The sequence below is a fragment of the Reichenbachiella sp. genome (genome assembly GCF_965233835.1).
Lineage (GTDB): Bacteria > Bacteroidota > Bacteroidia > Cytophagales > Cyclobacteriaceae > Reichenbachiella.
Map to the genome: position 1 here is coordinate 3,668,390 of NZ_OZ247585.1, position 21,813 is coordinate 3,690,202.

Annotated in this window: 16 protein-coding genes; 10 read left to right on the top strand and 6 right to left on the bottom strand. The window is 39.8% G+C overall.

Annotated elements, in window-relative coordinates:
- The first annotated feature begins 40 nt into the window (after positions 1–40).
- Positions 41–589 (top strand): hypothetical protein, encoded by a 549-nt coding sequence (locus tag ACO6S2_RS15595; protein ID WP_422359487.1) that lies wholly within the window; start codon positions 41–43, stop codon positions 587–589.
- Here the strand turns inward: ACO6S2_RS15595 and ACO6S2_RS15600 are convergent.
- Both ACO6S2_RS15600 and folK read right to left on the bottom strand, forming a co-directional pair.
- On the bottom strand, positions 586–1,335 hold the full coding sequence (locus ACO6S2_RS15600; protein ID WP_422359488.1) for a sulfite exporter TauE/SafE family protein: 750 nt from the start codon (positions 1,333–1,335) through the stop codon (positions 586–588). The genes ACO6S2_RS15595 and ACO6S2_RS15600 overlap by 4 nt on opposite strands.
- Positions 1,336–1,337: 2 nt before the next feature.
- Positions 1,338–1,820: a 2-amino-4-hydroxy-6-hydroxymethyldihydropteridine diphosphokinase gene (folK, locus tag ACO6S2_RS15605; RefSeq protein ID WP_422359489.1), complete on the bottom strand. Its 483-nt coding sequence runs from the start codon at positions 1,818–1,820 to the stop codon at positions 1,338–1,340.
- An 80-nt stretch (positions 1,821–1,900) separates the two neighbouring features.
- Here folK and sppA point away from each other — a divergent pair, with 80 nt between their 5' ends.
- From sppA to ACO6S2_RS15640, 7 genes are all read left to right on the top strand, one after another.
- On the top strand, positions 1,901–3,658 hold the full coding sequence (gene sppA / locus ACO6S2_RS15610; RefSeq protein ID WP_422359490.1) for a signal peptide peptidase SppA: 1,758 nt from the start codon (positions 1,901–1,903) through the stop codon (positions 3,656–3,658).
- A 100-nt stretch (positions 3,659–3,758) separates the two neighbouring features.
- A complete protein-coding gene (locus tag ACO6S2_RS15615; protein ID WP_422359491.1) occupies positions 3,759–4,370 on the top strand; it encodes an SH3 domain-containing protein in 612 nt (203 codons plus the stop codon).
- A complete protein-coding gene (locus tag ACO6S2_RS15620) occupies positions 4,371–4,751 on the top strand; it encodes a DUF2007 domain-containing protein (RefSeq protein WP_422359492.1) in 381 nt (126 codons plus the stop codon). It abuts the gene before it with no gap.
- 80 nt (positions 4,752–4,831) lie between these two features.
- Entirely contained in the window at positions 4,832–5,728 is an 897-nt protein-coding gene (locus tag ACO6S2_RS15625) for a hypothetical protein (RefSeq protein ID WP_422359493.1), read from the top strand.
- Between the two features lie 16 nt (positions 5,729–5,744).
- On the top strand, positions 5,745–6,428 hold the full coding sequence (locus tag ACO6S2_RS15630; RefSeq protein ID WP_422359494.1) for an NAD-dependent epimerase/dehydratase family protein: 684 nt from the start codon (positions 5,745–5,747) through the stop codon (positions 6,426–6,428).
- 116 nt (positions 6,429–6,544) lie between these two features.
- Positions 6,545–7,540 carry a biotin synthase BioB gene (bioB, locus tag ACO6S2_RS15635; protein WP_422359495.1) on the top strand — a complete coding sequence of 332 codons (996 nt, stop codon included), beginning with the start codon at positions 6,545–6,547 and terminating at the stop codon, positions 7,538–7,540.
- Positions 7,540–8,262, top strand: coding sequence for a DJ-1/PfpI family protein (locus ACO6S2_RS15640; RefSeq protein WP_422359496.1), 723 nt, complete (start codon positions 7,540–7,542; stop codon positions 8,260–8,262). Before bioB ends, ACO6S2_RS15640 begins: the two co-directional genes overlap by 1 nt.
- 16 nt (positions 8,263–8,278) lie before the next feature.
- Here the strand turns inward: ACO6S2_RS15640 and ACO6S2_RS15645 are convergent, their stop codons facing one another.
- Positions 8,279–8,824 (bottom strand): hypothetical protein, encoded by a 546-nt coding sequence (locus ACO6S2_RS15645; RefSeq protein WP_422359497.1) that lies wholly within the window; start codon positions 8,822–8,824, stop codon positions 8,279–8,281.
- Between the two features lie 325 nt (positions 8,825–9,149).
- Here ACO6S2_RS15645 and ACO6S2_RS15650 point away from each other — a divergent pair, with 325 nt between their 5' ends.
- Positions 9,150–12,179 carry a two-component regulator propeller domain-containing protein gene (locus ACO6S2_RS15650; RefSeq protein WP_422359498.1) on the top strand — a complete coding sequence of 1,010 codons (3,030 nt, stop codon included), beginning with the start codon at positions 9,150–9,152 and terminating at the stop codon, positions 12,177–12,179.
- An 8-nt stretch (positions 12,180–12,187) separates the two neighbouring features.
- On the opposite strand, the gene ACO6S2_RS15655 is transcribed toward ACO6S2_RS15650, so the two are convergent.
- A complete protein-coding gene (locus ACO6S2_RS15655) occupies positions 12,188–13,105 on the bottom strand; it encodes a histidine kinase dimerization/phospho-acceptor domain-containing protein (RefSeq protein WP_422359499.1) in 918 nt (305 codons plus the stop codon).
- A 318-nt stretch (positions 13,106–13,423) separates the two neighbouring features.
- Here ACO6S2_RS15655 and ACO6S2_RS15660 point away from each other — a divergent pair, with 318 nt between their 5' ends.
- The gene (locus ACO6S2_RS15660) at positions 13,424–19,114 is read left to right on the top strand and encodes an FG-GAP-like repeat-containing protein (RefSeq protein ID WP_422359500.1); all 5,691 of its coding nucleotides are present in this window, start codon (positions 13,424–13,426) and stop codon (positions 19,112–19,114) included.
- A 42-nt stretch (positions 19,115–19,156) separates the two neighbouring features.
- Here ACO6S2_RS15660 and ACO6S2_RS15665 read toward each other — a convergent pair whose 3' ends face one another.
- Entirely contained in the window at positions 19,157–19,879 is a 723-nt protein-coding gene (locus ACO6S2_RS15665) for a response regulator (protein ID WP_422359501.1), read from the bottom strand.
- A gap of 74 nt (positions 19,880–19,953) precedes the next feature.
- Positions 19,954–21,747 carry a histidine kinase dimerization/phosphoacceptor domain -containing protein gene (locus ACO6S2_RS15670; RefSeq protein WP_422359502.1) on the bottom strand — a complete coding sequence of 598 codons (1,794 nt, stop codon included), beginning with the start codon at positions 21,745–21,747 and terminating at the stop codon, positions 19,954–19,956.
- Positions 21,748–21,813 lie beyond the last annotated feature (66 nt).

Here is a 21,813-nt window from a genome sequence, read left to right on the forward strand (position 1 = left end):
GAGAATTTCTTATTTTCACAAAAACTTAAAAACACTCAATATGTCTAAATGGGATAGCGATAAGATTTTCAGCGTTTCGGCCTTTATTATTAGTGTAGCTACGCTGGCCACGCTCGTTTATCAATCACAAATCATGCGCGAGCATCAGGAGAAGACGTCGTTTCCTAAACTAGAACTATGGAATAACAATTCTGATTCTCGATATCAATTAGAATTAAAAAACACAGGCATGGGACCCGCAATTCTAGAAGACATTCAAGTGATTTTTGAAGACTCCATATACCAACTAGACCCTGCAAGTTTTGCTCGTTATTTCAAAGACACGTTGAAAACCAGCTACCCGCTTGGCACCTCATCGTTACGTAAAGGCAGAGTAATAGAACCTGGAGTTAGAGTTTGGCCGATTAATATTTCATACGATTCAATTAAGTCTCATCCTATAGCCAATGTGTTTCGATCAGAGAAAGCAAAGGTGGTTATTCGCTATTCATCCGTATATCAACACCAATGGGAAATAGTCGGAATAGGAACAGTCCCGAATCTTTTGGATGAAGACCCACAAATTATAGATCAACTATTGGGAGACTAAAAGAACCACAACTTCACCGCCATGATGGATACGGTCACAATTAAAAAATAACGAATCCATTTGTCACCCTTGTCTACCGACCATCTGCTGGCAAACCATCCTCCAATGGACGTGCCTGCGGCTAAAGTCAATCCAAGCACCCAGTCGACCTGGCCTTCCCAAGTGAAGACGATCAAAGCAAAAAGCGTATAGATCAAGGCCACAAAAACTTTGATGCTATTGGTTTTCACCAAAGACAAATGATTGATTCCAGTAAGGGCAGCAATAATGATAAACCCTACTCCAGCCTGAATAAACCCACCATAGATACCCACAAAGAAAAAAGCAATTATGCTAGCCGTCTGGCGTCCTTTGCTCATCAGTTCTACTCCTTCCTCGCTCTTTTTCTTCCTTTTAAATACCGTGAGTGCAATTACCATCATCATTACGATGGCCAATATTCTATTGAACAATTCACCGCTGATATCTACGGCTATCTTGGCTCCTAAAATAGCTCCGATTAAAGCTGATATAGACAGCCAAATAGAAAAACGAAACGAAGAGACTCCTTTGCTTTTGAAACCGCTGACGGCAAATATATTTTGAAGAAAGATACCTACCCTGTTGGTACCATTGGCCATGGCTGGTGGCAGGCCTAGGAATATTAAAATGGGCAGGGTAAGCAATGAACCTCCTCCAGCTACTACATTAATAAATCCGGCGATCAACCCAGAACCAAAGATCAATAGGTATTCATAATACTCCATAATTAATCGATTTTTACCACTTCAAGTGGGTCATTACAAGCCTCCAACAAGTCTTTGTTGGTTTGCTTCATCTTTGGGTGTTTGTGGTCTGGTGCAAGTTCCACCAATGGCACTAAGGTAAATTTTCTATTTTGAATTTCAGGATGCGGTACGGTCAAACGCTGACTGGTAATCACTTGATCTTCGTAATAGAGAATGTCAATATCAATCAACCGTTCGCCCCAATGCTCATACCGAATCCGGCCCAATTCCTTTTCTATATCCAACCCTACCGATAGCAAATGCTCAGGACTGAGATCAGTCTCCACCTCCAACACCTGATTCAAGAAGTCATCCTGATCCTCTTTGCCCCAGGCCGAAGTTTGATAAATAGCTGATGGTTTAGTGATTTCACCAATACGCGCCGTTATCAATTCCCTTGCTTGTAATAAATTGTGCTTTTTGTCACCTATGTTGGTACCCAAAAGCAAGTAGCATTGGCTCATAAAATAAATTTGAAACTGAGTCAGCCTACAGCTGAAATTAATAGTTTTGCAATAATAGAAAATAAAAGAAATCTAAGTTTATGTCCTTCTTTAAATCTGTCCTTTCGACAATCACTGCATTATTCATTTTTTGCATCCTCTTCTTTATCGTTTTTATTCCAGCTATGATTGGGGTATTTGCAGCTTTAGGCTCAGAAGAAATGCCTGTAGTGGAAGAAAACTCCGTATTATATATCAATCTGAGTGGCATGATCTCAGAGCGTGTTGCGGAAGATCCCTTTGCAGAAATATTTCCGGACGAAGGAGATACCCAGCTCCCACTTTTGAAGACCTTGGCTTCCATTGAAGCTGCAAAACATGACAGCAACATCGAAGGCATCTATTTAGAGCACGGATATATCAGTGGTGGCTATGCCGCCTTGGACGAAATCAGACTCGCACTGGAGGACTTCAAGTCATCTGGAAAATTCATTTACAGTTATGGTGAGTTTATATCGGAAGGCAACTATTATGTAGCTTCAGTAGCCGACGAGATCGTTCTCAATCCCATTGGCACTTTAGAATTTAATGGATTAAACGCAAGTATCACCTTCTTCAAAGGACTGTTTGACAAACTAGATATCGAGGCTCAAATTTTTCGAGTAGGTACTTACAAAAGTGCAGTAGAGCCCTATTTCAGAAAGGATATGAGCGAGGCCAACAAAGAGCAAATGACTTCATTCGTGAATGATATTTATGATAACATCCTAAAAAATGTAAGTACATCAAGGAATATCGAGTTGAGTCGCTTGCGCGAAATCTCTGATCAGATGCTCGTACGAAAAGCAGAGGATGCTGCTGAGTTTGGATTGATCACCAAGGTAGCTTATGAAAATCAGGTAAAGGACATGATCAGAACGAGAATGGATCTCGCTCAAGATGACAAAATTAAATTCATCAATCTTAGCAGCTACATGAAGACGGTTGACTATGATTACTCCTCAAACAAGGTAGCCGTAATTGTGGCAGATGGCGAAATCGTGTCAGGCAACGGGGACTTAGAGTCAGTTGGTTCTGAAAAATTCGTAAAAGCGATCAAGGCAGCCAGAGAAAGCAAAAGAGTAAAAGCGGTTGTCATCCGTATCAACTCTCCTGGTGGCTCTATGGTGGCTTCAGATGTAATGTGGAACGAAATCATGTTGACCAAGAAGGAAAAACCAGTCATTGCCTCTATGTCGAATATGGCTGCATCAGGTGGCTACTATATGGCGATGCCGTGTGATACTATCATCGCTCAGCCGATGACCATTACTGGCTCGATCGGCATCTTCGGTATGATTCCAAATTTGGGTGGTTTCTTAGAAAACAAGTTAGGCATCACCAACGATGGCGTGAGCACCGGACAGTTCTCAGACTTGTATCGAGTATCCAGTGCTTTAAATCCACAAGAAAAAGCAATTATCCAGACATCAGTAGAACGAGGCTATGAAACTTTCACCGGCAAAGCTGCCGAAGGTCGTGGTATGACGCAAGACGACATCAAAGCCGTGGCTTCTGGTAGAGTATGGACAGGAAGCCAAGCCAAAGAAAGAGGGCTGGTAGATATTCTGGGTACTTACAATGATGCAGTAACCCTAGCCGCTGAGAAAGCGGGCATTTCAGACGATTATGCGATCAAGTATTACCCTACCTTGAAATCCAAATGGGAAGAAATCTTTAGCTCAGTACTTGAAGAAACCGAAACCCGAATCTTTCATGCCAACTACGGAGAAATGGCCAAATACATAGATGCTATCAAAGAGCTAGAGAAGTATCAAGGTGTGCAGGCCAGAATGCCTTTTGAGGTGGAATTGAGGTGAAAATATTTATCAAATGGTTTAAGAAAGTTGTAGCATGAAGTTTGTTTTGGTTCTATTATGTAGCCTTGTTTATTCTTCAGGTTTTTCTCAATCTTCGAACATGAGAAGAGATTTTCTGACTCAAAACCTGAGTCTAGAAATTAGAAATCTTGACAATGGGAAAATCCCATATATCTATCTCTACAAGTTTGATGATGGCACTTTTATCGATGCATTCGCACTACCCGAAAATTTTTATTTTGAGTTTAGTACGTCACATTTTGGCTATAAAAAATTAGTTGTCATTTCATCATCATCAAGCTACTATATTCTTGATATCGAAACTAATAAACTCGCGGGGCCATTTAAACCAAACTACAGAAGAGAATTGGACGATGCGGTTAGTGCACGCATTCATAGTTTAAATATCATTGAAAATGGTAATTATTTAACTTTTAATGCCACAGGAGATAATTTCCGGATGGATATTTCTGATCCAAGCAACCCTATTGAAGTATTAATTGTTGAAATTGACAATTCATGGGTTAGAGATGAACCTTATAACGGAAATGTAATCATGAAACTACCCATAGAAACAGAATGTGAAATTGTTTCCAGAGGAAAAAAGGAGGTCATCCGGGATGAGGAAGATTACTGGTATAAAATAAGGTATAAAGATAAAGAAGGTTACATTTTTGGGTCTCAAACTTCTGTAAAGCTAAAAAGACAATAATTGAAACTAACCTTACTCACCACTTGTGACAATTCCATAGACGCCAATTTGATGCGAACCAAATTAGAACACGAGGGTATTCCTTGTTTTCTAAACAATGAGAATTTTACCAATCTCATGCCCAATTATTACAACCTTTTTGGAAGTGGTGTGAGGGTGATGGTACCTGATGAATTCCTAGAACAAGCCAAGGAAATTCTGCAATTGTCTGATGGCGTTTTGAAATGTCCCAATTGCAAATCGGAAAATATATCAAATAAAAACAAACCCCTGTTGGAAACAATAAAAGTCATATTCATTGGTATTTTCTTTGCGGCCCCGGTTGGTAATTTAATAACAAACTTTTGCTGTGATGATTGTAAAACTGAGTTCAAACAATAATTTCATTCTATTTCCCATCTTTTTACCTTCCTTCCCGTATGCCATAATTCAACAATTCAAAAACTCATTATAATTACTCAATGACCAAAGTATTTTACTCAAGCATCGCTTATCTGGGATTGGCGATGTGGTTGCTGGCTTGCGACCAAGATGACCACTCAAACACCGATTTATATATCCAAATCCCGGATGAAAGTTTTGAAGCACAACTCATTGCGCAGGGCATAGATTCAGACACCACCATTAATCAACAAATATTAAAATCTGATGCAGAGTCAATATCCAGATTAGAACTTGATGCAAGTCAAGACACGGTGATTCTAGACCTTACCGGAATAGAAGGCTTCTCCAACCTGACTTATTTATCGGCTTCGTTTAATGATTTCGTTACAGTTGATTTATCGAAAAACATGAAGCTGGATTCGGTATCTATGATTGCCAATTTGCTAACTGAAATTGACTTTTCAAAAAACGAAAACCTAGTCTACGTTCAGCTGGAGTCCAACGAGCTAATAGTAGTTGATGGATTAGCTGATAAACCCAAATTGAAAAACGTACAACTTTCATTCAACTACCTAGAAGCCTTGGACGTAAGCAACTCTGGAGTAGAAGTACTTTTTGCCAGTGACAATGACATTACTACAATTGATCTAAGTGGGGCCGTTGATTTGAAAAATATCTTTCTAAAAACCAACGACCTGGAAAGCATTGACCTTAGAGCAAATCCTCTCCTAGAAACTGTGGTCTTATCTGACAATAAAATTCAAAGCTTAAACGTCGAAGAAAACAAGTCCATAGAATACCTGTGGATATCCAGCAATTCTCTCACCAATTTAGACGTAAGCAGTCTTCCTTCGCTGGTTCATCTAACTATTCACAATAACCCTAAACTGAGCTGCGTCAACATTGGCACAGGTCAAGACATACCAACGGTTACTAAAACTGAGGACCAGCAACTTAGTGAGGGTTGTGAATGATGTATCTTTGACTTAAATGGAGAGGAAACTAAAAGTCATATTAACTGGTGCCACGGGCATGGTCGGCGAAGGCGTTTTACATGAATGCCTGCATCATCCCGATGTAAAAAAAGTACTAATAATCAATCGAAGACCCGGAGGCATTTCACATGAGAAATTGACAGAAGTGATTCATGGAGATTTTACAGACTTGACTCCTATTATGGATCAACTCGCAGGGTACAACACCTGTTTCTTCTGCTTAGGCGTATCGGCATTCAATATGAAAGAAGATCAGTATAGATCTCTGACTTATGACCTAACACTCAATTTTGCCCAAAAGCTACTATCCATAAATTCAGACCTTTCATTTTGTTATGTTTCAGGAGCTGGCACAGATAGTACAGAAACTGGAAGACAAATGTGGGCAAGAGTAAAAGGCAAGACGGAAAATGACCTACTGAAACTACCGTTCAAAAAAGCTTATATGTTCCGTCCGGGGTATCTTCACCCAACCAAAGGCCTTAAAAACCACCAAACGTTCTATTCCTGGATTGGCTTTCTTTATCCAGTGTTCAGGGTACTATTCCCTAAATATGTTTCAACATTGGAAGAATTGGGTCTGGCCATGATCAACATCACAACTAACCCATCTAAAAAGCAAATTCTCGAAGTGTCTGATATTGTAAGATGGGCCAAGCAAACTACAGCCAATAAATAAGTCAAATACATATTTGACTTTCATGCAAATGAAAACTTTTGAATTGCACTTGAACTAATCAAAATATTCTAATTTAGCGATTCATTATATTAACTACCTAATAAAGATTATTGAGCATGATCATTCGAAACGACTGGACCAGAGAAGAGATTACAGAAATATACAACACACCTGTCATGGACCTAGTATATCGCGCTGCTACCGTGCATCGCGCCTATCATGATCCTAATGAAGTACAGGTTTGCACCTTGCTTTCTGTAAAGACAGGTGGATGTCCAGAAGACTGTGCCTACTGTCCACAAGCGGCTCGTTACCACACCGATGTGAAAGTAGAAAAGCTGATGGATGTTGATGTAGTTTTGGATTCTGCCAAAGAAGCTAAAGAAAACGGTAGTACCAGATTCTGTATGGGTGCGGCCTGGAGAGAAGTTCGAGACAACCGAGATTTCGACAAGGTACTAGAGATGGTAAAAGGAGTAAACGGCATGGGAATGGAAGTGTGTTGTACACTAGGAATGCTTTCTGAAGAACAAGCCGAAAAACTAAAAGACGCTGGGCTCTATGCCTACAACCACAATCTGGACACGAGCGAAGAACACTATGATGAGATCATCTCTACCAGAACCTACGATGATCGATTGGATACGCTAGACAATGTGAGAAAAGCAAAAATTTCTGTTTGTTCTGGGGGTATCATTGGCATGGGCGAAAGTCATGAAGACCGTGTAGGTATGCTGCACACGCTAGCCACCCTGGAAGAGCACCCAGAGTCGGTACCGGTAAATGCCTTGGTACCCGTAGACGGCACACCACTCGAGGATCAGCCTAGAGTGTCAATCTGGGAAATGATTAGAATGATAGCCACGGCTAGAATCATTATGCCAAACGCTATGGTAAGACTATCTGCTGGTAGGGTAAGGATGAACATTGAAGAGCAAGCTTTATGTTTCTTGGCGGGCGCCAATTCTATTTTTGCTGGTGATAAATTGTTGACCACCCCTAATCCAGAGGAAGACATGGACAAGAAAATGTTCCAGACCTTAAACTTGAAACCAAGAGCATCATTCAAAGACAATGAAGCTCCGGTAGAATTTCAAACTATCCCTCAATAGTGAGGAGTTTAGTTCTTCTATGGTGTTTGGCCTGCTGCATCGCTTGCAGCAAGACTAGTACAAAAGAAGAATCCATCAATAAGTATGAAAATATAAAAGAAGGCCGCTATAATGTGGCCTTCTTGGTAATGGATGGCACGTTCAATACCGAATTGACTGCACCATTTGACATTTTTCATCATACGATATTCAGGGATAGTATCAAACCTATGAATGTCTTTCTGGTGGCCAAAACACTCAATCCAGTTGTCTCATTCGAAGGAATCAAACTACTACCAGATTTTAACTATCTAACAGATAGCTTACCTCCAATAGATATATTGGTAGTACCAAGCGCAGAAGGGCACTTGGACAAAGACTTGGAAGACTCCCTTATGCTCAACTTTGTTAAATCCGTTGCCTATTCAGCACAATTTGTTACGTCTCATTGTGACGGAGCTTTCCTATTAGCCGAAGCAGGACTATTGACTAATGTAGAGTCTACCACCTTCCCTGGAGATATTGAGGCTTATCGCAAAAAATACCCCAACCAAATCATTCACGATTCTGTGTTGTTCGTTCATGACGGTAAGTTTATCACCTCTGCTGGTGGAGCTAAATCCTTCGAAGCAGCACTTTATTTATGCGAACTGCTCTATGGCAAAACGGTTGCTGATCAATTGGCAGAGGGACTAGTTATTGATTGGGACCTGCAAACCGCCCCACACATTGTTGCCAAATAAACAAAACATGTAGCGGTTAATCCGTATGAATGATTATTCCTCCCCCGATAAACATCTGTGGTGAGTGACTAAAAAACACATCATCATTCCCTCCTGCAGGCTGCGCATTGAAGCCTAAATTAACTGCTGGTGAAATTTTATTGTCTTTATTAATTATAAAGGTTCCAATAAAATTAGTCCCAAGGGCAGACATGTTATCTTGATCACTGGAAAACCATTGTCTAAAACCAATCTCAGCAGTCAGTCTTAGTTCATGATCATCTGCAATTTCAAATTGTGGTCCAAGAAAAAAGCCAAACTCAATAAAACTCGCATCAAAACCACCGATATCAATACCTGGGACAGCGTGAAAGTATCCACCTCCTAATAGCCAATCTCCCCATGGAAATCCTGCATTACCACTCAACATGACCGCTGAACTCATATCCGCGTATCCATCAGGAGGATCAGCGTAAGCAGCCTCACTAGCACCTAACAACAAGTTGAGAGATGCACCCCATTGAGGCTGGGAATAACCCGTAAAACAAAACAGCAAAAGAGAGGAAAGTAGGACAGTTTTCATTTGATGACGGTTTAATAAAAAACTAGAGCAATCGCTAGAAAGCCCATTTATCAATTCAAACAAAAACCAAAAAACTAGTTAGACAGAATCCAGTCATTATAAAATTACAGAAATACTCTTACAAACTCTACCTATTTAGTACTTAAAACTTACTCCCACTAATTGTGTCCAAGTATCATTGGATAGTTTTATTTAAACCTCACTCAGCTTTGCAAAGCAGCAGAACATCGAAATAGAGCCTCAAAATCTAATTCCTGATTTTCCCAAATAGTCAAAATTCTGTACCTTATATCTATTCTTGTTTCCTACACTTGGACTATCAGCTATGAAAATCTTCTTGATTTTGTTTTTTCTATCACTACTCTCATCTGTGAATGTTCTAGGTGAAGAAAAACAACAAGTTGGTTTTGAGCCGAAATATGGTTTTCAAGACTTGGCCATTGACACCTGGACCAACAAAAGTGGGCTTGTTTCTAACAACGTTATTTCAGTATTTCAGGCGAAAGATGACTACCTCTGGGTCATGTCCTACAATGGCTTACAAAAGTTTGATGGCGACAAATTTGAAAGTTATGATCAAACCAACATTCCGCACCTCACGTCAAATACTTTTTATGAATGTGCACAGGGTTCTGATGAGATACTATGGTTAAGTACTGGCGCAAGTGGCATAATTGGGTATGATGGAGAAAAATTCTTCCCACATCCCAAAAACAATCAAATACCTAATGCCATCATTTCGATATTCTCTGATAGCAAAAACAGGCTATGGATTGGTGCGAAAAATAACGGGTTGTACCTGATTGATGAAAATCAGGAGCTATCAAAGGTTAAAGAGATTCCAAGTGTCACAATTCATCAAATCACTGAAGACCAAAAGGGAAACATTTGGGTCGCGTCAGACAATAGCGGTGCCTACTGCATCAATGATGAAAAAACAACACATTTCACAGTTGAAGATGGACTGCTAGGTAATCATATTAGTACCATCTTCCCAAAAGACAGCTCAGTATATGTAGGAACCCTCAATGGATTGAATGTAATTGAGGAAAATCAAATCAACTCGATCCCTGCATTCGAAGAAGACATCATAAATGATGTCATCGTTGATGACTTTGGCATCCTATGGGTAGGCACAGAACGTGGGATCATTAGGTACAATAAAAAAGAAAGCATCTACGACTTTTTTTCTGAAAACGACGGGTTACCAGGAAAGCGAGTGGTCGACCTTACTTTTGACGAAGAAGGCAGCTTATGGGTATGTACTTATGAAGGTGGTCTTGTAAGATTCAAAGCAGGCATAATTACAAATTTGACTATTAAAAATGGACTCACATCTAATCAAGTACATATTGTCAATAGGTATAAAGACAAAATATACATAGGAACCCAAGATGGGAACGTCAACATTTTCGACGGAAAAAAAATTAGTCAATTAGCCTTAAGAAAAGAATTTAGAAATGACGTGATACGTGACATTCACTTCGAAGAAGATGAAATCTGGATCGCCAATTATAGAGGCCTTGTTAGGATAAATGGAGGTCAACAAACTTATATAAACGAGAGCTCCGGTCTTCCTAATCATAACCTAAGAGTTATTTTCAAAGATTCGAAAGGAAATATATGGCTCGGCTCTCGAAATGGTGGGTTGATTAAGTACGATCCCGCTGGCGATCATATAGTGTACGACAAAAGCACATACGGTGGGCTACTCACTAATTACGTTCTTTCGATTGATGAAGACCAAGAGGGCAATTTACTTATTGGTACCAATGCCGGTGGTCTCAGCGTTCTTTCTCCCACAGGTGAAATGAAAAATTATTCAATTAAAAATGATGACTCAGGCACGTTGATCTTTAACATCATGGTGGATAAGGAGAATAACATCTGGCTGATTACCAATATTGGACTATTCAGGTTTAAGGATGGCAAATCTGAAAAAGTAACTTTTCATCCAGCCCTCAAAATGGAAAAGTTTTTTGATATGGTCAGTGATGAATCAGGTACGTTTTGGTTAAGCTCGCCAATTGGCGTAATACGAGTTCGCCAGTCTGATTTGCAAAGCTTTATCAGTGGGTCAAAACCACATGTTTCGTATGAACATTTTGGTGAAGATGACGGTATGGAAAGTCAAGAATGTACTGGAGCCACACCCAGTTTTTTCGACAAAAAAACGGGTAAAATATGGATTCCAACATTTGAAGGAGTAGCCATTATTGATCCGAGTCAAAAAATTAAGAATCAAAGGATACCCAAAGTATATATTACTCGAGTCCAAGTTGATAATAGCTCCGTATTTCCCATAGAAAATGGTGTCAAGATTAAACCAGGTACATTTCGTTACCTTTTTGACATTACCTCTTTGAGTTTTTTGGTCCCATCAAAGGTCGAATTTATGTATAAACTAGATGGCATCGATGAACAATGGAATGGCCCCACTAAAAATCGACGAATAGAATACACCAATTTACCTTATGGTGATTACACCCTCCAAGTAAAAGGTTCAAACAATGATGGTATCTGGAACGAAACTGGATCTCAACTTTCTTTTACGGTTCTGCCATTTTTCTTTGAAACCCTTTGGTTTCGATTGGGTTTGATTTTCCTTTTTATCGGCTTGTTTTTTGGATTTTACAAGTGGCGAGTTCATGACATAAAAAAGACCAACAAGGTACTGAGAAAGATGAATACAGAACTCGATCACTTTGTATATAGTGCTTCACACGACCTTCGTGGTCCTCTCACCTCTACTATGGGAATCGTCAATCTGGCCCTTGATGAAAAGAATCCCGAGCAGCAAAGCGAATATTTCCGTCTTATCAAGCAATGCACAGACAAAATGAATCATTTCATTAATGGATTAATTAATTACTCCAAGAATAAAAATGACAAAATTGAGTATCGCGAGTTCGAACTCAAAACTATGATTGACAGTATTTGGGATGGTTTGAAAGAACGAATTACATCAAATGGTATCTCACTTGAGTATGACTTTTCTTCCAATCAAAAAATTCTATCTGATGAAACTCGGTTGAAGGTAATCTTGAGAAATCTACTACACAATGCTGTAGTGTTTTCTGATTCTAGAAAGCCGAATCCAATGGTAAAAGTTATTATGCGTCAAAATAACCAGCATATAGAATTATCAGTAGTAGACAATGGTCTTGGGATACCTAAAAATGTATTAGACAATATATTTGATATGTTTTTCAGAGCTAATGATCACAGCGTGGGATCTGGCCTCGGTCTATATGTAGTAAAAGAAACCTCTCAAAAATTGAATGCAACCATTAACGTGGAATCTGAAGAAGGAAAAGGTTCTTCTTTTAAAATCACCCTTCCCAATGGGAAATAAAAAGGGAATCACTTACTCTCTCTATCCGCGGGTAATTTCATTTCTTTTTCCAACAGTTCATTCATTTGCTTGATTATCTCATCTAATCGCTCAGCAGAGGTATCCAAACTATCAATAAGCATGATCCTTTCCGTCTCATCATTCTTTTTTTTCAATAAACTAACCAGTCCCAAAATATTGGATAAGGGAGCTCGAAGTTCGTGCGAATTCATATGAGCGTATTTATTCAATGTATTGAGCTGATCTTTAATTTTAAGAGATCGCTGTATGGCTAGATCATCCAGGTTTTCGTTCATGCTTTGAAGCTTTTCATTGGCCGAAGCCAATTTTTGCGTACGATCTCTTACTTGTTCTTCGAGTGTTAACTCATGAATGATCAATTCTCTCCTGATATCTAATTGAACTAAATACATAGTGGTGACCAATACAGTCACTACGAACTCATACTTAATCAATTGAAGCATCCTCAAGTAAGTATCAAAAAACACAAAGTCCGGATTTGGCGAAATCCACTGATTGATAATCAAAAGCAGAGGAACAACAAAAACAAGATAATAGACAGATGAAACAATGATCCAGGCCAATGCCCTGCGCCAATCGACTTCATCATACTTAATGAACTTGTGATAGCCAAACCAAGCGAAAGCTAATGCCCAAAGATGCATCCAGTATACAGTGACCCAACTAATGGAAGAAGGTGTAAGAATGGTAATACCACAAACCAAGAAGAGCCACCAAAATGACCTCAAGTAAAAAACAGCAATCAATAAGGGTATCTCCCTAAAATCAGCGGTAATACCTTCGAAGGCTGGCATTTGAATTTTTACGGACCCAAAAAGCAGGGAGAGTATACCAAAGAAAACTGCATTGGTGAAATCTGCAAGAACCGGAGAGGTCGCAATTCTTTGTCTGAGATCTGCAATCATTAAATGTAACTTCAATTCCACGCTTTCTTAATCTGGTTAGGTATCAAATAAATTTAATCAATTATCATCATTTAGTCTAAGGTCTTATTTGCGCTGCAGGCAAGGTGTTATCTGAATTATTTGCTTCACAAAGAAAAAACACCTGTTCAGAAAGAAATTCTATGAGTTAACAATACAACCCTTCAATATGTTCTATTGATCTGTGATCTTCACAGAGCAGCATTTTTAATCTAGAGCTTAACGTCTAGTACAGTCCAAAAAATAATAAAGTTTATATGCTTAACAGCATGTCTCATTTTTAAACCTGGAATTATTAAAATGCGAATTTCAACTATACTCACCCTTTGTTTTCTTTCACTTCATTTACATTCACAAAATCCAATCCTGGAATGGGCGAATGGTCTCGGGAGTACGGCGACAGATTACGGACAAGCCGTTGCGATAGATCCATCTGGAAATGTGATCAGTGTAGGTTTCTTTCAAGGCACCATAGATTTGGACCCCGGATCAGGTTCGGATAACCACACTTCTCAAGGCAACTTTGACGGTTATGTGTCCAAAGTCGACAAAGATGGCATTTATCTTTGGGGGTTTAGAATAGGCCAGACATTAGCTGACGGTATCAATGGCGTAGATATAGATGCCTCTGGAAACATATATATCACTGGGCTCTTCACAGGCACTGTTGATGTTGATCCTTCTGGTAACACCTACAACCTTACCTCCTTTTCAGAATTTAGTGTCGATGCATTTTGGGCTAAGTATGATCCCAATGGTAATTTTCTAAATGCTTATGCTTGGGGGGGAGCAGGATATGACCAAGGTAATGATATAAAAGTGGGAAGTACAGGAGAAGTTCACATTATTGGAGACTTTGAACAAACCGTTGATTTTGCTCCAAGCGCAGCAGTGATTAATAGATCTTCAAACGGTGGTCACGATATCTTTATATCAAGATTCAATACATCATACTTGCTCAATTATGTTGTTACAATTGGTACTTCAGAGACCACGTTATTCACAGATCATGGCTCCGGAATTGACATTGATAATTCAAACAACATATATATCTCTGGTTTTTTCCAAGGAACAATGGATATGGATCCTTATGGCACTCCAACAAACATATCCTCGACCAACAGTTCCTCTCCTGATGGATTTATTGCAAAGTATAATGGATCAGAAAGTCTGCAATGGGCCAAAGGATTTGGGTCAAGCAGTATCGACAGAGTTCATGATTGCACCGTAGATAATGATGGCAATATGTACGTAACTGGTGAGTTTACCAATGCCGTAAACTTCAACCCTGGAGGAACCTCCAACACATTAACCAGTAGCCCAATTAGTAATGCAGATGCATTTGTTTGTAAATACAATACTTCAGGAGACCTTCAATGGGCTTTTCGAGCAGGTGGAGTATATGCCAGTGATGTAGGACATACTATTGCGACCAACAACACAGCCATATTCGTGGGTGGCAATTTCAGGGGCACAAATGTAAATTTCAATCCAGACGGTTCCAATTTTTTAACTTCTACAGGAGGAACCAATGGCTTTTTGGCTTCTTATGATTTGTTGGGAAACCATTTGTGGTCAGGTGGACTAAATCCTGTGAACAATTGTGAAGTTTATGGAATCGACACGGATGGAACAAGTCGTACAGCTGTCACTGGTAAGTTTTATGGAACTACGGACTTCGATACAGGCGCTGGAACTTTGGAACTTACTCCCATTGGAACATACGATGCTTTTGTAGCTGGTTATAGATCCTTAAATACGGAAACAAATTTTATTGACTTTAGTATTCCAGAACAAATCACAGCGGCAGTTATTGATGAATCAAATCACACTATAGACGTTGTAGTGCCGAATGGAACTGATGTTTCCTCTTTGGTATCAACATTTTCAACTTCACCTGGCGCATCTGTTCATATTGGCCTATCTCCTCAAACAAGTGGCGTTACTATTAATAACTACAACTCTCCGATAACTTATAGAGTAACGGCAGAAGATGGTACGACTTTTCAGGACTGGATTGTTAGTATCATTTCACCACCCACCATTTCGAACTTCTCTCCAATGAATGGACCGATTGGGACTACAGTCACTATTGTGGGAACTGGATTTGACTCCACACCTATTAATAATGTTGTTTTCTTTGGAGCTACTCAGGCCATTGTATCAACTGCATCGAAGACTCAGCTTACTGTCACCGTTCCTTCAGGGGCAAGCTACATGCCAATTACAATTCTTGCAAATGGATTACTAGCTTACTCTTCCTCACCCTTCAAAGTAACATTTGGAGGAGAGGGAATTGATGCAAGTTCAGTCACCTCAAAAATGGATTATACTGCCGGAGACACTCCATTCTCAATAGCTATTGGTGACCTAGATGGGGACGGAAAAGCAGATTTAGCGGTAGCAAATCAAGCTAGCAATACTATATCTATCTTTCGCAATACTAGCACAGCCGGTTCGATCAGCTACGCCCCTAAATATGATTTTGGAACAGGACTAAATCCAATATCAGTTGCTATAGGCGACCTCGATGGGGACGGAAAACTAGATTTGGCAGTTGCTAATTTCAATAGCAACACGGTCTCTACCTATCGTAATATTGGTACTATAGGAACAATCAACTTCTCCTCTGGACAAGAGTTTGCTACTGGATTAAAACCAAGATCGGTAGCTATTGGAGATGTGGATAGTGACGGCAGAGCTGACCTTGCAGTTACTAATCAAAATAGCAATACCGTATCACTCTTTCGTAATACCAGCACAATTGGTGCGATTAGCTACGCAGCCAAGTTAGATTTGGTGACTGGAACTACTCCCACATCAGTAGCCATTAGGGAATTGGATGGAGATGGCAAAGCAGATTTAGTTGTATCAAATGCCAACAGTAATTCTCTATATGTTTGGAGAAATACAAGCGCAAATGGTGTGATCAGCTATGCTACTAGTATTGAGGTTGCAACTGGACAACATCCGTTATCATTTAGTATAGGTGATGTTGATGGTGACAACATACCTGATTTAGTTGTACCTAATTTCCCAAATGGCAATAGCACCCTCATCAATGTAATAAGAAATACCAGTACTAGTGGTGCAATCAGCTTCGCCTCGAAAGTCGACATTACAACTGGAGCTGGCCCATGGGCAGTAGCCATGGGGGATATAGACGGAGATGGAAAGACAGATTTAGCCATTGCGAACCCAAGTGGGAACACGCTATCAACACTTAGAAATACCAGTACTATCGGATCAGTCAGTTTTGCAGCCAACATTGATTTCGAAACAGACATTCAACCTTATTCAGTCGCCCTAGGTGATTTAGACGGTGATGGCAAAGCTGATTTAGTTTCGGCAAATGGTAATGGAGGTTCGGTATCGGTTTTTAAAAACACCGTGCCTATAATCGATACTGATGGAGATGGAATAGCTGATTTGTCAGACATTGATGATGATAACGATGGCATACTAGATGGGGCCGATTATGCCCCTTTAGACCCTACACTCTGTGGAGATGACGATGGGGATACTTGTGATGATTGTTCGGTTGGAGTAGATGGCTTTGGCCCATTGGCTGACTTTGACACCGCTAATGATGGAACCGATACAGACGCTGATGGAATCTGTGATTCCGGCGATACTGATGATGATAATGATGGTGTACTGGATGGAGCCGATTATGCTCCTTTAGACCCTACACTTTGTGGAGATGACGATGGGGATACTTGTGATGATTGTTCGGTTGGAGTAGATGGCTTTGGACCTTTGGCCGATTTTGACACTGACAATGATGGAACAGATACAGATGGGGATGGGCTTTGTGATTCCGGCGACACTGACGATGATAATGATGGAGTATTAGATGGAGCCGATTATGCTCCTTTAGACCCTACACTTTGTGGAGATGACGATGGAGATACTTGTGATGATTGCTCGGTTGGAGTAGATGGCTTTGGACCTTTGGCCGATTTTGACACTGACAATGATGGAACAGACACAGATGCCGATGGAATCTGCGATTCTGGCGACACCGACGATGATAATGATGGAGTATTAGATGTTGCGGATATTAACCCTCTTGATCCTACTATCTGCCAAGATGCTGATTCTGATAGTTGTGATGACTGTTCGGCTGGAGTAGATGGCTTTGGCCCATTGGCTGACTTTGACACCACTAATGATGGAACCGATACGGACGCTGATGGAATCTGTGATTCCGGTGATACAGACGACGACAATGATGGTGTCTTAGATACTCACGACTCTGCACCTTTAAACAACCTGATATGTTCAGATACCGATGCTGATGGTTGTGATGATTGTGCTTCTGGTACATTCGATACTAACAACGATGGAACAGACACAGATGGTGATGGGCTTTGTGATTCCGGCGATACTGATGATGATAATGATGGAGTATTAGATGTTGCGGATATTAACCCTCTTGATCCTACTATCTGCCAAGATGCTGATTCTGATAGTTGTGATGACTGCTCGGTTGGAGTAGATGGCTTTGGCCCATTGGCTGACTTTGACACCGCTAATGATGGAACCGATACAGACGGTGATGGAATCTGTGACTCTGGTGATACGGATGATGACAATGATGGCGTCTTAGACACTGATGACTCTGCACCTCTAAACAACATGATTTGCTCAGACACAGATGCTGATGGTTGTGACGATTGCTCCTCAGGCACTTATGACATCGATAATGACGGAACAGATACAGATAGTGATGGACTTTGTGATTCTGGTGATACGGATGATGACAATGATGGCGTCTTAGACACTGATGACTCTGCACCTCTAAACAACATGATTTGCTCAGACACAGATGCCGATGGCTGTGATGATTGTGCTTCTGGCACTTATGACATCAACAATGACGGAACAGATACGGATTCCGATGGAATCTGTGACTCCGGCGATACCGATGATGATAATGATGGCGTTTTAGACGCCAATGATTTGGACTCATTAGACCCATCTATTTGTGGAGATTTGGATACAAATGGGTGCGATGACTGTGCTACAGGAACTGATGGTTTCGGGCCATTGGCTGACAATGTCGGTGATATTCTTGCTCCTGTTCCTAATATTGAAAACCTATCAGATATCAATTCAGAATGCGCTTTAGAGTCTATCACTGCTCCTACAGCAGTAGATGACTGTTCTGGCACCATAGATGGGGTTTCTAATGTTGCATTCCCAATTAGTACTAAAGGAAATACAGTAATCACATGGACCTATGAAGACGCAGCTGGAAATACTTCAAGTCAAGATCAAACAGTAACGATAAATGATCAGAGTGCTCCCACTCCTATTGCATCATCGCTACCAGATCTAACAGACGAATGTTCAATACCATTGCCGACATCACCAACAGCCAGTGACAATTGTATTGGAACAATTAACGGCACTACAGATGTCATTTTCCCAATAACGGAGATTGGAACAACTGTAGTTACATGGTCGTTTGAAGATGATAATGGAAATGTTACTACACAAACTCAAAATGCGATCATTTCAGGGCTTGAAAATTCATTGACACAATCAGGAAATACAATTACAGCGAATGCTTCGGGAGCTACTTATCAATGGCTGGACTGTGATAATGGAAACACCCCAATTGATGGAGAAACAAATCAAAGTTTTACAGCTCATCAGAGTGGGAATTTTGCAGTTGAAATTGATAATGGTGAATGCAATATTGTCTCTGATTGCATTAGTGCAACAATTACAGTAGTGACCGATCAAATTGGCAGTATTGACATTTTCCCTAATCCAACAAACGGATTAGTAAAAATCAAACTAGATGACAAACGAGCACTTAGTATTCAGCTCTTATCTTTAGATGGTAAAGAAATTCAAAACTTCGGAAGTTACTTTGGGTCTAACTTAGAATTGAATTTAAGTAATGTTAACAAAGGAGTATATCTATTCAGAATCAACACCAACGAAAACCATATAGTGAAGAAGATAGTTTTAAAATAATCCACACAACCCTCTGGTACTCTAACTCTAGGGTACCAGTTTTTAAGCCATTCGGTTAAATCTTTGAAGTATTTGTTCTCGATTGTTTTTGCTATACGGAATATAAATTTCATCGAAATAGACGAAATCTACATCAAATCCCGTTACGTTGTCAGTATTGATCATGTAAGACCTATGCACTCTGATGAAGTTTGGGTGAGTGAGCTTTTTCCAGACTGAATTTAGATTATTGGAAGACGAATACTTTTTATGCTTTGTGAACACATGAGAGTAGCTACCATCTGCCTGAATATAGAGAATATCTAGTAGCATCACTTTTTCAAACTTGTCGCCACTCTTCAAAAAGATGCAGTCATTATTGATCAAATCCTTTTGACCAGAATCAAACACATCCTTAATATGATTACTAAAAGCTAATTCGATCGCATAAACAATCGCGGTCTCATCAAATGGCTTGGTAATGAATGCACTTGGCTGTGTACTGATGGCCCTGCTCGCGGTTATTTTATCCGAATTGGCTGTCAGGTATATCAAGGGAATATTATCCTTCTCCTTCAGTTTGAGGGCAGTATTAATTCCATCCAATTCTCCCTCCAGATTTACATCCATTAAAACAACATCTGGCTTATTAAGCTGAATAGCTTCAATAGCAGCTTCTCCAGAGGATACACTATCGGTAATGTGCATGCCGCACTCTTCCAACACCTCAGCTATATCTTGAGCTGTGATAGGGTCATCTTCTACGATCAATACGTTAATGCGCATTTTAGTCAGTTTGGAATTCAAATAGTAATATAATCAATTGCCTATTTTGAAGAACAACTTACCATACCAAATGCCTATACCATGTCCTGGTTTGTTTTAAAATATCCTGAGTCAAGATGAATTTCGACTACGAACCCTTCGTTGTGCCCAAATTGAATAGATGCTTTCAATCGATCCACAAGTGCATTTACTATTTTCCAACCAAAGGAATCAGATTTACCCAAATCGTCAACCTTGCCACTGCCATTGTCCCATACCCGTAATACGGTATGTTGTTCTCTCTGACTCATATCAATGCTGAGTTTAGGGTGTTCGACATGGGGAAAAGCATGTTTGATACAGTTACTAATCAACTCGTTAACAATTAGCCCTAGCAAAATAGCATTTTCCACCTCCATTTGAACTGGAGGTATACTAAAGTTGAGATCGACCTCCTCGTCAGGTTTTGAACTAATGTTCACCAGATTTTTAACCAGTTCCTCCAAATAAGATGCAAAGTTGATTTCGGCATAAGAAGCATTTTTATAGAGGTGCTCGTGAATCAAACCCATAGCAATCACTCTGTTTTTGCTATCCTTAATAGCCTGTTTGCTGGACTGGTCTTTCAGTTTTCGCTGTTGAATACTAAGAAAACTACTGATGGTTTGAAGGTTGTTTTTTACCCGATGATGAATCTCTGCCAATAGCATTTCATTCTGCTCGTTCTTTTCTGCTAACTCTTCTGTTCGCTGCGCCACTGCTATTTCGAGTTGATCTTTTTGATCACTTTGTATCTGCTCGTTTACTCTCATTTGGTCAATCAACAAGCTTTGAGTTTTTTCTCTCTGCTTATTTGTCAGTGCCATACGAATCCCAATTCCTACGTTGAAAATGAAAATTTCCATCGTTAATGCCCCCATGACAAAATAGTTTGTTTGATCGACCAATTTCAGCGTTGAAGCCAGTTGACCAAAGAGAGTGGTAGAAACCAAAATGGAGGCTCCTAGTAAAGCAATCCTGCTCAAAGTTGATTTGAGTTTATAAATCCTACTCAGGCTATATAGCATGAAGCACATTTGCACCACTAATGAAAAGAAGGTGAAAAATATTGAATGTTGAATATCATATCCTATAGCAAATGAAATGGACTCTACTATTACAACAAAAAACACGAACCCAATGCCACCATTCAAAACTTTCCACAATAACAAATCTTTTTCCTTGAGATGTAAAAACGACTGAATAAACAAGGTATAAGTAATGGTTATAGAGGCTGAAGTAATCCAAACCAAAGAGGGATGGATATAGTTGACCCAATCAAAGTAATAGCCAAAAAAGCCATATTGGTAGGCGAAAAAATAGTAGACAGAAAACAAATACAGCGCATATTCCAGATAGATGATTTCTGTACCTCGGACTACAATGTAAAACGCCAGACTCAATACAAATAAGAAAAATACAATCACCAAAAAACCAGTTTTAACCATCTGACTCGGGGCCTCCTGCTCTAGGTACCTGGCCGACGGAAGAACAGAAAGAGCAACTCCTCCGTCTTCTTTTGGGTCTAGAAATGGATAAAATATAAAGACCTTTTGAGTGCCACTATCCAATTCAACTCTCACAAAGTTTCCAGTGCTTAACTTTTCTCCTCTATCATTATAGAAGACCATAGACCGGAGGTATTTCTTACCTCCAACGATGAAATAATCTCCGCTTGTTCGAATCTCCATTTTGACCTCTGCCCAATAACTTTGTTTAAACTGAAGCTCTGTATCGATAGTCTCAAAGGTTGGAATTGAATCCTCAGTCCCACTTTTTAACTTAATAGATTCTATATGAACAGGCATACCTGAAAGAATCATCCAGTAAAATAGAAAAGCGTAAATCATATTCAGCTTATATCATGAGCTATGCAGGAATCAAAAGATTCGATTATCATCATGTTATAACATTTA

Coding starts and splice junctions, on each gene's coding strand:
- ACO6S2_RS15595 (WP_422359487.1), top strand. CDS start 41: ATGTCTAAATGGGATAGCGATAAGATTTTCAGCGTTTCGGCCTTTATT.
- ACO6S2_RS15600 (WP_422359488.1), bottom strand. CDS start 1,335: ATGGAGTATTATGAATACCTATTGATCTTTGGTTCTGGGTTGATCGCC.
- folK (WP_422359489.1), bottom strand. CDS start 1,820: ATGAGCCAATGCTACTTGCTTTTGGGTACCAACATAGGTGACAAAAAG.
- sppA (WP_422359490.1), top strand. CDS start 1,901: ATGTCCTTCTTTAAATCTGTCCTTTCGACAATCACTGCATTATTCATT.
- ACO6S2_RS15615 (WP_422359491.1), top strand. CDS start 3,759: ATGAGAAGAGATTTTCTGACTCAAAACCTGAGTCTAGAAATTAGAAAT.
- ACO6S2_RS15625 (WP_422359493.1), top strand. CDS start 4,832: ATGACCAAAGTATTTTACTCAAGCATCGCTTATCTGGGATTGGCGATG.
- ACO6S2_RS15630 (WP_422359494.1), top strand. CDS start 5,745: ATGGAGAGGAAACTAAAAGTCATATTAACTGGTGCCACGGGCATGGTC.
- bioB (WP_422359495.1), top strand. CDS start 6,545: ATGATCATTCGAAACGACTGGACCAGAGAAGAGATTACAGAAATATAC.
- ACO6S2_RS15645 (WP_422359497.1), bottom strand. CDS start 8,824: ATGAAAACTGTCCTACTTTCCTCTCTTTTGCTGTTTTGTTTTACGGGT.
- ACO6S2_RS15650 (WP_422359498.1), top strand. CDS start 9,150: ATGAAAATCTTCTTGATTTTGTTTTTTCTATCACTACTCTCATCTGTG.
- ACO6S2_RS15655 (WP_422359499.1), bottom strand. CDS start 13,105: ATGATTGCAGATCTCAGACAAAGAATTGCGACCTCTCCGGTTCTTGCA.
- ACO6S2_RS15660 (WP_422359500.1), top strand. CDS start 13,424: ATGCGAATTTCAACTATACTCACCCTTTGTTTTCTTTCACTTCATTTA.
- ACO6S2_RS15665 (WP_422359501.1), bottom strand. CDS start 19,879: ATGCGCATTAACGTATTGATCGTAGAAGATGACCCTATCACAGCTCAA.
- ACO6S2_RS15670 (WP_422359502.1), bottom strand. CDS start 21,747: ATGATTTACGCTTTTCTATTTTACTGGATGATTCTTTCAGGTATGCCT.